The following is a 12,642-nucleotide window of genomic DNA, read 5'->3' on the forward strand; positions in this document are numbered from 1 at the left end:
TCACATCCAGGGATCGAAGCGGCCCGGACCGAACCGGCCCTGCGGGTCGAACACGTTCTTGACGGAGCGCAGCACGGCGACCGCCGACGGCGGCGGCCCCCACGCGGGCACGTCCGAACCGGCCGGGCGCGAGCGCACGACGGACGTGCCGCCCGCGGCGTGCACCAGGGCGTGGGCCTCGGCGACGCCGGCCGGGTCGAGCGAGACGGTGGCGACGCCGGTGCCCAGCCCCGCGGTGACGGCGGTGACGCCCGGCAGCGAGCCGATCAGCGCCGGGAGCCGCGACGGCAGCGCACCGATGCGCAGGACGGCGGAGCCTGGAGCGCCCCGCACGGCGGCGTCGTGGGCCCCCCACCCCTGACGAGCGGCACCGTCGTCGGAACCTGTCCGACGGAAGTGCCGTTCGTCGGTGTCGAGGGCCTCCGCCACGCGCGCGGCCCGGGCGTCCAGCGCCGCCTCCGTACCCTCGATGCGGACCAGCAGCGTGCCGTCCACCCACTCCAGTGCCACCGGCTCGAACGGGCCGCCGAGCACGCGGGCGGCGTGGTCGGGCGCCTCGTCCAGCGGGCAGTCGAGCGCCAGGGTGGCCGTGGCCTTCGGGACGGGGTGCAGGCGAAGCACCACCTCCGCGACGACGGCGAGGGTGCCGTAGGAGCCGTGCATCAGCTTGGCCAGGTCGAACCCGGCCACGTTCTTGATCACGTGGCCGCCGTTGTGGGCGATGGTGCCGTCGGCGAGCACGAGCGTGGTGCCGATCACCAGGTCGCGCAGCGTGCCGTAGACCAGCGCGGACGGCCCGGCGTCACCGGTGGCGAGCAGCCCGCCGACGGTGGCCCCGTCGGCGATCCGGGCGGCGTCGAGCGACACGTGCTGGCCGTGCGAGGACAGCTCCTCGACGAGCGCGCGCAGCGGGGTGCCCGCCCGCACCGAGACGGTCATGTCGCCGGGGTTGTGGGTGATCACGCCGGTCAGGGCGGTGGTGTCGAGCACCGTCTCGACGGCGCCCAGCGGGCCGGCCCAGTCGGCCGCCGTGCCGGCCCCGGAGATCCCGACCGGGCCGCTGGTATCGAGGATCGCCGCGCGCAGCTCGTCGAGATCGCCGGGTCGCATCTTCGTCGGGGTGCTCACGGCGCTGTCTGGTGAACTCGCAAGCTCGCTCATAACCTTTCGATCACTCCCGACTCCTCCAGCGGATGGGGCTCGTACTTGCCGGGGCGCTCACCGCAGAGCCGCGGCGTCGGGAGCACCTTCCCCGGGTTGCAGATGTTGTGCCCGTCGAACGCGTCGCGCACCCGCTGCATCACCGCGAGGTCGTCCTCGGTGAACATCTTGGGCATCGAGCACGCCTTGTCGGTGCCGATCCCGTGCTCGCCCGACAGGGACCCGCCGAACTCGACGCACAGCTCGGCGATCTCGCCCGACAGCTTCTCGGCCCGCTCGGTCTCGCCCAGCGCCGCGCTGTAGAGCACCAGCGGGTGCAGGTTGCCGTCGCCGGCGTGGAAGACGTTGGCCACGCGGATGCCGGCGTCGCGGCCGAGTTCGGCGATGCGGTCGAGCACCTCGGCCAGCCGGGTGCGGGGCACCACGCCGTCCTGCACGAAGTAGTCGGGGCTGATCCGGCCGACGGCGGCGAACGCGGCCTTGCGGCCCCGCCAGATCGCGGCGCGCTCCTCGGGGGAGCCGGCGATGTGCAGCCGGGTGCAGCCGTGCTTCTCGCAGATCGCCTTGACCTGCTCGAACTGCGAGTCGCACTCCTCGACCGGGCCGTCCAGCTCCACGACGAGCGCGGCCGGCACGCCCACGGTGTAGCCGGCGTGGACGGCCTCCTCGGCGGCCTCGATGGCGAGAGTGTCCATCATCTCGACGGCGGCGGGCACGATGCCGGCGGAGACGATGTCGGAGACGACGTCACCGGCGGCGCGCACGGACGGGAAGTCGGCGAGCAGCGTGCGCACCGTCTCGGGCGTGCGCAGCAGCTTCACGGTGATCTTCGTGGTGATCCCGAGCGTGCCCTCCGAGCCGAGGAACACCCCGCGCAGGTCGGGCCCGGCCTGCTCGCCCGTGTCGGTGCCGAGGGTGACGACCGAGCCGTCGGGCAGCACCACCTCGGCCGAGTAGACGTGGTTGGTGGTGAAGCCGTACTTGAGGCAGTGGGCGCCGCCGGAGTTCTCCGCGACGTTGCCGCCGATCGTGCAGACCTGCTGGCTCGACGGGTCGGGCGCGTAGTAGAGCCCGTGCGGCGAGGCGGCGGCGGTGATCTCCAGGTTGGTGACGCCCGGCTCGACGACGGCGCGCCGGTTGACGGGGTCGACCTCCAGCACGCGCTTGAGCCGGGCCAGGCTGATCACCACGCCCTCGGCCACGGGGAGCGCACCCCCGGACAGGCCGGTGCCCGCGCCGCGGGCCACGAACGGCACCCGGTGCTCCGCGCAGACCGCGACCGCGGCCGCCACCTGCGCGGCGTCGCGGGGGAGCAGCACCAGCTCCGGGGTGACCCGGTAGCCGGTGAGCCCGTCGCACTCGTAGGCGCGGCAGCCCACGGGGTCACTGATGACGTCACGGGGTTCGAGCACCTGCTCGAACGCCGACCTCACCGCAGGGTCGAGCGCCATGGCCGCCTCCTCACGTCGTACCGGGCGGACGTGACCCTACGTCACGTCACGTCGGGACGAGCCGTGCTGCCGAGCGTCGGGAGGGGCCGGTTGCCGAACCGCCCTGGACTTCATGATCTGATCCCACTCGTCCGATGTGGTGATGCCCACTACCCGAACGGCGGGTCGTCACCCCGTGGCAACACGGTCGGTTGATCATGTGTCCCGTCACGACGATCTTCAGGAGGCGTGTGTGGGCCCGCGTCGAACGCTGCAGCTGTCGCTCATCCTCGCGGCCGCCATGGCTATTCTCCTCGCCCTGACCGGTGCTCTTTCCCCGGCGAGCGCTGCGCCTCTCGCTCCGCTCACGGTGGAGCTTGCACCCTGACCGGTGCTCTTTCCCCCGCGAGCGCTGCGCCTCTCGCTCCGCTCACGGTGGAGCTTGTTCCCTGACGGGCGTTCTCGCGCCGGCGGGCGCGGCACCGCTGAACCCGCTCACGGTGAGCCCGACCCGGTAACGCGACTCCGGCGTCCGGCGAGGGCAGGTATCAGGGAGCCGGTGCCCGGCATCGTCCCCGGTGAGCCGCCGAGAGGACGACCGATGACGCAGACGCCGGACGGACCCCGCCCCGGTCGGCCCCGTCCCGACGGACCCCAGCCCGGTCGGCCCGATCCCGCCCGGCCGGATCTCGACGGCGGGGTGCCCGACGGCTTCGTGGTCGTGGTGCTGGCGGCCGACAGCCCGGTGGACCGCGATCTCGACCCGGACCGGGACCTGCGCGGGGTGCTGCAGGGCTCGGAGGAGTCCGGGCGGCTGCTGGAGGTTCTCGACCGGCTCGGGGGCCCGCCCACCAGCCGTCTCCTCGACCCGGCGGCGCTGGAGAACGCCCGCCGCATCGACGCGCTGCTGCGGGAGGTCGATCCGGAGGGGGCCGTGCGCACCCACCGCAGTCGCACCCGCTTCTGGCGGATCGACCTCCGCGACGGCCGGGCCGATCCGGAACGGGTCGCCGCGGAGATCGCGCAGCTGCCCGGCGTGGACACGGCGTACGCGGAGGCGCAGGTCGCGAGACCGCCGGGCGCGCCGGCCGCCGCACCCGCGGTGATGTTCGCCCAGGACTACCTCGCGCCGGCCCCCACCGGGGTCGGCGCCGACGCGGCCTGGTCGCGTCCGGGGGGCCGCGGCGCGGGCGTGCGGGTGGTGGACGTCGAGGAGGGCTGGCGGCTGACCCATCCCGCGATCGTCGCCAAGAACCCGAGCCTCCTTCCGGACGCGGCACGGGTCAACCGCGACGGCATCGGCGGTTTCGTCGGCGACCACGGCACCTCGTCGGTGGCGGTCGTCGCCGCGTCGGGGACGGGCGTCCGGGTGCTGGGCCTGGCCCCCGACATCACCTCACTGGACGTGTGCTCGCACTACGACGCGACGACGGACACCGACATGCACGTGTCGGCGGCGATCGACCAGGCCGTGCTGGCCATCGGGGCGGGTGACGTGCTGCTCGTGGAGGTGCAGCGCCTCGCGGCCGGCGGCGTCCTGCCCACGGAGATCGACCTCGCGGACTTCCACGCCATCCAGGACGCCACCACGCTCGGGCGCATCGTCGTCGAGGCCGCCGGCAACGGCTTCCGCGACGTCGGCCTCTGGCGCCACCCGGTGAGCAGCAAGCGGGACGGGGAGCGGCGGCTCAGCAACGACGGCAGCCCGTTCGACTCGGGGGCGATCATGGTCGGGGCGTGCTGGGCGTTCGACAACGGCGTCGGGCACGGGCGCCACGCGGACTCCAACTTCGGCGCGCGCGTGGATTGTTTCGCCTGGGGCGAGAAGGTCGCCACGGCGACGGCCACCGCCACCACCGCGGACTACACCACCGACTTCAGCGGCACCAGCTCGGCGTCGGCGATCATCGCGGGCGTCGTCGCCGTCACCCAGGGGCTGAACCTCGCCGCCCACGGTGTCGCGCTGGGACCCCCGCGGATGCGCGAGCTGATGGCCGACCCGGCGGGCACCCCCGAGACCCGCCCGACGGGGACGCCGCCGACGATCGGCTACATGCCGGACCTGGGCGGGGTGGCGGCGGCCGTGGACGCGCTACCCGCCCAGCGGTAGCAGGAGCGCCACCGTCGTGCCGGACGGGCCGGAGCTGATCTCGCTGCTGCCGCCCAGCTCCTCGACGCGCCCCCGGATCGACGACAGGCCCACCCCCGACCGTCCCGTGTCGAGCGGCACGGCGCGGAACCCGACGCCGTCGTCGGCGATCCGCACCTCCAGGTGCCGCTCGTCGCGGTGCACGAGCAGCGACACGGTGCCGGCGTGCGCGTGCTTGACGATGTTGGTCAGCGCCTCGGTGACCGCACGGTAGGCGGCCACCTCCACCGCGGCCGGGAGCTCGGACAGGGCGCCCCGCACCGTGATCGAGATGGTCGGGCCCTGGTCGGCGAAGCGGTCGGTCAGGCCGACGAGCGCCGACTCCAGCCCGTCGTCGAGGGCGGCGGGGCGCAGGCCGTCGATGAGCTCGCGCACCTCGGCGGTGCAGCCGTCGATGTCGGCGGCGAGGTCGTCGAGCAGCTGCGGGGCCGGGCCGTCCGCGGGCACGAGGCGTCGCACGACCTCGGCCAGCATCCGGGTGCCGACCAGCGCCGAGGCGACCCCGTCGTGCAGGTCGCGGCGCAGCCGCCGGCGCTCCTCCTCCCGGGCCAGCACCAGCCGGTCGCGCGCCCCCTGCAGGGCCACGGCGGTCCGGCACGCCTCCGCGGCGAGCGCGGCCTGGCCGGCGAGGTCGGCGAGCAGCCGGGACTCCGCGCCGGAGAAGCGGCTGCCCGGCCGGCGCGGTGCCACCAGCAGCTCCCCGACGGGCTCGCCGTGCGCCACCATCGGGAACCGCTCGGGCGGCCCGCTCCACCGCCCGCGCTCGGCGACGGTCGACGAGGTGCCGTCGGCGGCCAGCATCCGCACCCCGGCGTAGGGCACCCGCAGCGCGTCGACGACGGTCGCGGCGATGTGGGGAAGCACGGCCAGCGGGTCGCGCATCGCGCCGACGTGCCGACCCAGCTCGGTGAGCACCGCGTACGGCTCGTCGCGGCGCCCGTAGAGCAACCGCGACACCGCGCGCTGCGCCAGCCGCTGCCCGGGCTGCAGCACGGCGGCCACCGCGGCGGCCCCGAGCACCGAGGCCACCGGGGAGCCCGCGGGCACGAGCGTGGCGCTGACCACGGTGACGACGAGGGCGTAGACGCCGACGGCCAGCGCGGTCAGCACCAGCCAGACCGCGCCACGGTGGACGTAGAGGTCGAGGTCGTGGAACCGGTAGCGCAGCACGGCGAACGTCAGCCCCAGCGGCAGGCCGGCCACCGCGGCCACCCACGGGTAGGGCAGGTCGGTGGTCAGCGACAGGCCCACCCCCAGGACGAGCAGCACCGCGCTCGGCAGCAGGCAGGCGAGCTGGCGCCGTTGCAGCTCGGGGGAGCGGCGCCAGCGCAGCACCAGCGCGACGACCACGCCCAGGCAGCCCACCAGCACGACGGCGAGCGCACCGGCCGCGACGACGAGCAGGACGCGGGCCACCGGGGGCAGCGGGTCGTCGAGCACGGTGAGCAGCGTGCGGGGACGCACGGCGGCGGCCGCGGCGAGCGCGACGGTCACGACGGCTCCCGCGGTCACCAGGACGGCCGCGAACGGCCGCCACCCGGCGCCGGGCAGCCGGCCGTCGGGCACCAGGAGCAGCAGCACGGGGATCACGGCCAGCGGTGGCCACCACGTCCACTGACTCAGCCACGCGGCCGGCAGCCAGGCCGTCCAGCTGACGGCGAGCGCGGCGACGGTCGCGCCCAGCCCGGTCAGCAGCATCAGCCGGCCCAGCGGGTGGCCGCGCAGCCGGCGGGTGACGAACACGCCCAGCGGGGTGAAGGCCAGCGCCATGGTCACCGGCATCGCGGCGGTGCCGGGTGCGGGGCCGGACCGGCCGAGCAGCGGACCCGCGACGCCGGCCGCCACGAGCACGGCGGCGGCCGCGGCGAGGACCGGCACCGGGAGGTCGGCGAGCCGCTGGAGCGGGCCCGTCCGCGTCCGGTCGGGTGCGGCCATGGCGTCCGTTCGCGTGCCGTCGTGGGTCAGATGAGGCCGAGCCGGTGCCCGAGGTTGTGCAGCCAGTCGCGCACGTCGGGCTGGGAGGTGGGCAGCCTCATGACCGCGTTGAGCGCGGTGATCACGTCGGGCAGGTCACCGTCCACCCGGGGGACGCGGACGTGCGCGGGGGTGCCGCCCGCGGCCGCGTTCTCGGCGTCGAGCCGGACCTGCGCCCGGGCGAGGAACGAGTGCAGGCGGTCGACCAGCAGCTGCTTGTCGGACGCCGACGGCACCACGCCGGGGGAGGTCTCGACGAAGCCGACGAGGACGCCGCTGTCGTCGGTCTCCGCCGTGAGGGGGAGGCCCACCCCGTCGAAGAAGGTCCAGTCGCCGAGCGGCACGTCCGCCTCGGCCACGACGTGGGTGACCACCTCGGCGGCCGGGGCGACGTGCAGCAGCAGGTCGCGATCGGTGAGGGCGACGACGGGATCCTGCACCACGCACTCCAGACTCCCCGACCAGAGACGTACGGCCGTCCAGGGTGACACGTCGCGTGACCGGCGGACAGCGGTGTGCCCCTGGTGGCGCAGTGGTTCACCCCTCGAGCAGGCCCAGCTCACGGGCCAGCAGGGCCGCCTGGAGCCGGTCGGCGACGCCGAGGGTGGCGAGCATCATCGAGACCCGGTTGCGCACCGTCTTCTCGGCGACGCCGAGCTCGTGGCCGATCTCCGGGTTGGTGCGGCCCTGCGCGACGAGTGTCAGCAGGCGGATCTCGGTGGGGGAGAGCCGGTCCAGGGGTGCGGGCCACCGCGTCCGGGCCGGAGCGGGCCGGTGGGTGACGTCGGGCCCGAGCACCACCGCCCCGTCCAGCACCGAGCGCACCGCCCGGACGACGACGGCCGGCGCGGTGTCCTTCAGGACGTAGCCGGTGGCGCCCGCGTCGAGGCACCCCTGTACGACGCCGGCGCTGTCGCGGGTCATGGTCAGCACGAGCACGGGGCAGCCGGGCGCCCGGCGCAGCTGCCGCACCAGGTCGACGCCGTCGCCGTCGGGGAGGCCGAGGTCCACGACCGCGACGTCGACGCCCTCCAGCACCGCGGTGCGGGCCCCGTCGGCCACCGTGCCGGCCTCGACGACCCGCCCGACCCACGGCTCCAGCCCGAGCAGGGCTCCGAGCCCCCGCCGCACCAGCGGGTGGTCGTCGACGAGCAGCACCGTGACCGGTCGCTCCTCGCCCATGGTCATGAGCCTAGTGGTCGCGGGACGCCGTCCCGGGGGACCGGGCGGAACTCCCGCAGGTGACGGGACCGGTGGCGCTCGTCGGGACGGGACCGCGGCCAGCGTCGCAGGCATCGGTAACCAGAGCCCCCGGAAGGCCGTCTGATGCACACGATCACCGAGACCACCGAGCACGACCTCACCGATCTGCTCGCCCGCGCGGGCCGCGGCGACCAGGTCGCCTGGTCCGCCCTGACCCGCCGCTACGCACCGCTGCTGTGGTCGCGGGTGCGCCGCTACCGCCTCCAGGAGGCCGACGGCGTGGACGTCGTGCAGACCACCTGGATGCGCCTGGCCGAGCACCTCGACCGCATCCACACCCCCGAGCACCTCGCCGGATGGCTCGCCACCGTCGTGAGCCACGAGTGCCAGCGGACGCTGCGGCTCACTGCGCGGGCCCTGCCGGTCGACGACGCCGCGGTCGCCGTCGTCGAGAGCTCCGCGGGCCCGGAGGAGCGGGCCGTCACGTCCGAGATGGTGGCCGCGCTGCGCACGGCCGTCGCCGGGCTGCCGACGCATCGCCGGGAGCTGATCGAGGCCCTGTTCGACGACGGGCGCCCGGCCTACGCCCAGGTCGCGCGCGACCTCGGCGTCCCGATCGGCAGCCTCGGGCCCACCCGGGCTCGCACGCTGGCCGAGCTGGCCCGGGTCCTGCGGCGGCAGGGCTTCTAGGAGGCCACCCCGTTGAGCACCTGGCCGAGCCGCGCGCCGGCCGCCACCAGCGCCGGGGTGAGCCGCTCCACCGCCGCCTCGTCGACGCGCCCGACCGGGCCGGACACCGACACGGCCACCGGCCCGGTCGGGCCCGGTACGGGCACCGCGACGCACCGCACGCCCGTCTCCTGCTCGCCCTCGTCGCGCACCCAGCCCTGCTCGCGGATCCGGGCCAGCTCGACGCGCAGGCGCGCCGGGTCGGTGATCGTGGTCTGGGTGGCGGCGGGCAGCCCGGCCCGCGCGATCAGCGCGTCCACCTGCGTGTTCGGCAGCTGGCTGAGCATCGCCTTGCCCACGCCCGTGCAGTGCAGGGGCACGCGCCTGCCGATCTCGGTGAACATCCGCACCGAGTGCGGCGAGGGCACCTGGGCGACGTAGACGGCGCGGTCGCCGTCGAGCACGGCGAGGTTGGCCGTCTCCCCGAACTGCTCCACCAGCTCCGCCAGCACCGGGGTGGCCCAGCGGCCCAGCAGGGCCGAGGCCGTGTCGCCGAGGCGCAGCAGCCGGGCGCCGAGGGTGTAGCGGCGCGACGGGAGCTGGCGCAGGTAGCCGAGGTCCACGAGCGTGCGCACGATGCGGTGGGCCGTGCCCGGGGCCAGCCCGGTGCGGCCGGCCAGCTCGGACAGCCCCGCCTCACCGCCCATGTCGCCGATGGCCTCGAGCAGCTCGAAGCCGCGGACCAGGGACTGGACTCCGGTCGTGGGTGCGCTCACCCCACCCACTCTAAGTTCCGTACTGCGGAAAAGCCACTCCGTCTGGTAGAAAAGACCCATGACGTCGACTCTGCAGATCGACCCGGCACTGCGTTCGTTCGTCGCGGACGAGCTGCTGCCCGGGCTCGACATCACCCCGGACCAGTTCTGGACCGCCCTCGCCGACCTCCAGTCCCGTTTCGCGCCCCGCATCGGCGAGCTGCTCGCCCGCCGTGACGCGCTGCAGGAGCAGGTGGACGCCTGGCACCGCGAGCACGGGGCGGGCGACGCCGCGTCCTACGCCGCGTTCCTCACCGACATCGGGTACCTGGTGCCCGAGGCCGACCCGCGGATCCAGGTCGACCGCGTGGACGCCGAGATCGCCGACGTCCCCGGCCCCCAGCTGGTGGTACCCGCCACCGTCCCGCGCTACGCGCTCAACGCCGCCAACGCCCGCTGGGGCTCGCTGTTCGACGCCTTCTACGGCACCGACGCGCTGCCGCAGGACCACGAGCTCGCACCCGGCTACGACGAGGCCCGCGGCGCACAGGTGATCAAGGCCGCCGACGAGCTGCTCGACGAGCTGTTCCCGCTCGCCTCCGGCAGCCACGCGGACGTCACCGCGTACGAGGTCACGGACGGCGTGCTGAGCCCGGCGCTGGCCGATCCGGCCCAGTTCGCGGGCTCCGCGGAGGGGCAGATCCTCCTGGCCCGCAACGGTCTGCACCTCCAGTTGACCATCGACCCGTCGCACCAGGTCGGCCGGCAGCACCACGCCGGCGTCTCCGACGTGCTGCTGGAGTCGGCCGTCACCACCATCGTCGACCTCGAGGACTCCGTCGCCACCGTCGACGGTGAGGACAAGGCCGCGGCCTACCGCACCTGGCTCGGGCTGATGACCGGCAACCTCACCGCGTCGTTCGAGAAGGGCGGGAAGACCGTCGAGCGCCGGGTCAACGCGGACCGCACCTATACAGCGCCCGACGGCTCGGAGCTGACGCTGCCCGGCCGCTCGCTGCTGCTCGTGCGCAACTGCGGCCACCACATGACCACCAACGCGGTGCTCGACGGCGAGCAGGAGGTGGCCGAGGGCGTGCTCGACGCGCTGGTCACCGCCACCGCCGCGCTGCACGACCTGCGCGGGCTGGGCCGCTACTCCAACTCCCGGGCCGGCAGCATGTACATCGTCAAGCCCAAGCAGCACGGGCCCGACGAGGTGGCGCTGACCGTGGAGCTGTTCGCCGCCGTCGAGGAGGCGCTGGGCCTGGAGCCGCGCACTCTCAAGATCGGCATCATGGACGAGGAGAAGCGCACCTCGCTCAACCTCTCGGCCTGCCTCGCCGCCGCGCAGGACCGCGTGATCTTCGTGAACACCGGCTTCCTCGACCGCACCGGCGACGAGATCCACACCGACTTCGAGGCCGGGCCGGTCGTGCGCAAGGATGACATGAAGTCCACGAGGTGGCTCAACGGCTACGAGGACCGCAACGTCGACGTCGCCCTGCACGCCGGGTTCGCCGGAAAGGCGCAGGTCGGCAAGGGCATGTGGGCCAAGCCCGCCGCCATGGCCGCGATGCTGGAGCAGAAGGGCGCGCAGCCCGAGGCCGGCGCCAACTGCGCGTGGGTGCCCTCGCCCACCGCGGCCACCCTGCACGCGCTGCACTACCTGCGCACCGACGTGCACGCGCGGCAGAAGGAACTGGCCGGCCGCTCGACGGACCGGGCGCTGCTGCTGGAGGTCCCCGTGCTGACGGGCGAGCTGACGGCCGAGCAGAAGACGCACGAGCTGGAGACCAACGCGCAGTCGATCCTCGGTTACGTCGTGCGGTGGGTCGGGCTGGGCATCGGCTGCTCCACGGTGCCGGACCTGGAGGGCGTCGGGCTGATGGAGGACCGCGCCACCCTGCGCATCTCCAGCCAGCTCATCGCCAACTGGCTGCACCACGGCCTCGTCGACGAGAAGCTGGTGCGCGAGACGTTCGCGCGCATGGCCGCCGTGGTCGACGAGCAGAACGCGAAGGAGCCCGGTTACCAGCCGATGGCGAAGGACCTCGAGACCAGCGAGTCGTTCCAGGCGGCGCTGGACCTGGTGTTCTCCGGCCGGTCCGAGCCCAACGGCTACACCGAGCGCGCCCTGACCAGCTGGCGCCAGAAGGCGAAGGCGAGCAGCAGCAACAGCAGCAGCTGACGCTGCCCGTGCGCGGAAATCAGGGCCAGGGCCCTGATTTCCGCGCACGACCCCCGGAGGGGTCAGCCTGCCACGGCGGCCACCGCGTCGACCTCCACCAGCTGCTCGGGGTAGCCCAGCACCGCCACGCCCAGCAGGGTGGCCGGCGGCATCTCGTCGAACGCCGCCCGGATCTCGGTCCACGCCGCCACGAGGTCGGCCCGGTCGGCCGAGGCGACGTACACGGTGAGCCGCACGACGTCGTCGAGGCATGCCCCGGCGTCGGTGAGGGCGGTCCGCACGTTCTCCAGCACCTTCCGCGCCTGCGCGGCCACGTCGCCCGGCGCGACGACGGTGCCGTCGGAGCCCAGGGGACATGCGCCCGCGGAGAGGACGAGCCGGGACCCGGGCCCGACGACGGCGGCGGCCGCGTAGTCGAGCGGCGGCAGCGCGGGGGAGTGGACGAACATGGCCGGATCGTAGGGTCGGGTGTGCTCGAACTGCGCCCCGTTTCCTTCGACCATCCCGACGCGGTCCGCCTGATCGCCGAGGTCCAGGCGTTCTACCGCCTGCGCTACGGCGACGAGGACGCCACGCCCGTCGACCCCGCGCAGTTCGCCGCGCCGCTCGGGTTCTTCACCGTCGGCTACGTCGACGGGACGCCGGTGGCGTGCGGCGGCTGGCGCGCCCGCGACGCCGGGGAGGACCCGTCGCTGGCCGACGGTGACGCCGAGGTCAAGCGCATGTACGTCGACGACGCCCACCGAGGCCGGGGGTACGCGCGCTCCGTCCTGGCCGAGCTGGAACGCACCGCGGTGGCCGCCGGGCGGCGGCGGGCGGTGCTGGAGACGGGGACGAAGCAGCCCGAGGCGATCGCGCTGTACGTGAGCTGCGGCTACACCCCGATCGCCCCGTTCGGGGCCTACCGCTGCGAGCCGAACAGCCGCTGCTACGCCAAGGAGATCGGCGCGGGGGCGGCTCGGCGGCCGGGAGCCCGCGCCGCCGACGGCGTGCCGCTCGGCTGACACGGCCGATCCGGTCGCCCTGCTCACCCGGGGCGAGTCGGCCCGTGATCGCTATCGGTCGCACGTCGCTGCCTGCGGGTTCAAGGGGTCGTCGCAACACCGGTGGTCA

11 protein-coding genes are annotated in these 12,642 nt (G+C 74.5%); 4 read left to right on the plus strand and 7 right to left on the minus strand.

Annotated elements, in window-relative coordinates; translation table 11 throughout:
• Both BGP03_RS23165 and BGP03_RS23170 read right to left on the minus strand, forming a co-directional pair.
• The gene (locus BGP03_RS23165) at positions 1 to 1,128 is read right to left on the minus strand and encodes an FAD-binding protein (RefSeq protein ID WP_363094314.1); all 1,128 of its coding nucleotides are present in this window, start codon (positions 1,126 to 1,128) and stop codon (positions 1 to 3) included.
• A gap of 29 nt (positions 1,129 to 1,157) precedes the next feature.
• Positions 1,158 to 2,612 (minus strand): FAD-linked oxidase C-terminal domain-containing protein, encoded by a 1,455-nt coding sequence (locus tag BGP03_RS23170; protein ID WP_298799581.1) that lies wholly within the window; start codon positions 2,610 to 2,612, stop codon positions 1,158 to 1,160.
• A gap of 580 nt (positions 2,613 to 3,192) precedes the next feature.
• On the opposite strand from BGP03_RS23170, the gene BGP03_RS23175 reads away from it, so the two are divergent.
• Positions 3,193 to 4,701, plus strand: a complete 1,509-nt coding sequence (locus tag BGP03_RS23175; protein WP_296374962.1) for a S8 family serine peptidase — start codon at positions 3,193 to 3,195, stop codon at positions 4,699 to 4,701.
• Here BGP03_RS23175 and BGP03_RS23180 read toward each other — a convergent pair.
• From BGP03_RS23180 to BGP03_RS23190, 3 genes are all read right to left on the minus strand, one after another.
• Entirely contained in the window at positions 4,684 to 6,675 is a 1,992-nt protein-coding gene (locus BGP03_RS23180; protein ID WP_296374964.1) for a sensor histidine kinase, read from the minus strand. The two genes, BGP03_RS23175 and BGP03_RS23180, sit on opposite strands and share 18 nt — an antisense overlap.
• A gap of 26 nt (positions 6,676 to 6,701) precedes the next feature.
• Complete coding sequence (locus BGP03_RS23185) at positions 6,702 to 7,154, minus strand: hypothetical protein (RefSeq protein ID WP_299737455.1); 453 nt, start codon at positions 7,152 to 7,154, stop codon at positions 6,702 to 6,704.
• A gap of 97 nt (positions 7,155 to 7,251) precedes the next feature.
• Positions 7,252 to 7,896, minus strand: a complete 645-nt coding sequence (locus tag BGP03_RS23190) for a response regulator transcription factor (protein WP_296374967.1) — start codon at positions 7,894 to 7,896, stop codon at positions 7,252 to 7,254.
• A gap of 144 nt (positions 7,897 to 8,040) precedes the next feature.
• Between BGP03_RS23190 and BGP03_RS23195 the strand changes: the two genes are divergently transcribed.
• Positions 8,041 to 8,607, plus strand: a complete 567-nt coding sequence (locus BGP03_RS23195) for a sigma-70 family RNA polymerase sigma factor (RefSeq protein WP_298799582.1) — start codon at positions 8,041 to 8,043, stop codon at positions 8,605 to 8,607.
• On the opposite strand, the gene BGP03_RS23200 is transcribed toward BGP03_RS23195, so the two are convergent.
• Entirely contained in the window at positions 8,604 to 9,362 is a 759-nt protein-coding gene (locus BGP03_RS23200) for an IclR family transcriptional regulator (protein WP_298799583.1), read from the minus strand. The two genes, BGP03_RS23195 and BGP03_RS23200, sit on opposite strands and share 4 nt — an antisense overlap.
• Positions 9,363 to 9,420: 58 nt before the next feature.
• On the opposite strand from BGP03_RS23200, the gene BGP03_RS23205 reads away from it, so the two are divergent.
• Positions 9,421 to 11,529, plus strand: coding sequence for a malate synthase G (locus tag BGP03_RS23205; RefSeq protein ID WP_296374974.1), 2,109 nt, complete (start codon positions 9,421 to 9,423; stop codon positions 11,527 to 11,529).
• Positions 11,530 to 11,591: 62 nt separating this feature from the next.
• Here the strand turns inward: BGP03_RS23205 and BGP03_RS23210 are convergent, their stop codons facing one another.
• Positions 11,592 to 11,978 (minus strand): Rid family hydrolase, encoded by a 387-nt coding sequence (locus BGP03_RS23210; protein ID WP_298799584.1) that lies wholly within the window; start codon positions 11,976 to 11,978, stop codon positions 11,592 to 11,594.
• A gap of 21 nt (positions 11,979 to 11,999) precedes the next feature.
• Here BGP03_RS23210 and BGP03_RS23215 point away from each other — a divergent pair, with 21 nt between their 5' ends.
• On the plus strand, positions 12,000 to 12,533 hold the full coding sequence (locus tag BGP03_RS23215; protein WP_296374976.1) for a GNAT family N-acetyltransferase: 534 nt from the start codon (positions 12,000 to 12,002) through the stop codon (positions 12,531 to 12,533).
• Positions 12,534 to 12,642 lie beyond the last annotated feature (109 nt).

Source organism: Pseudonocardia sp. 73-21 (assembly GCF_001899645.1).
GTDB lineage: Bacteria > Actinomycetota > Actinomycetes > Mycobacteriales > Pseudonocardiaceae > Pseudonocardia.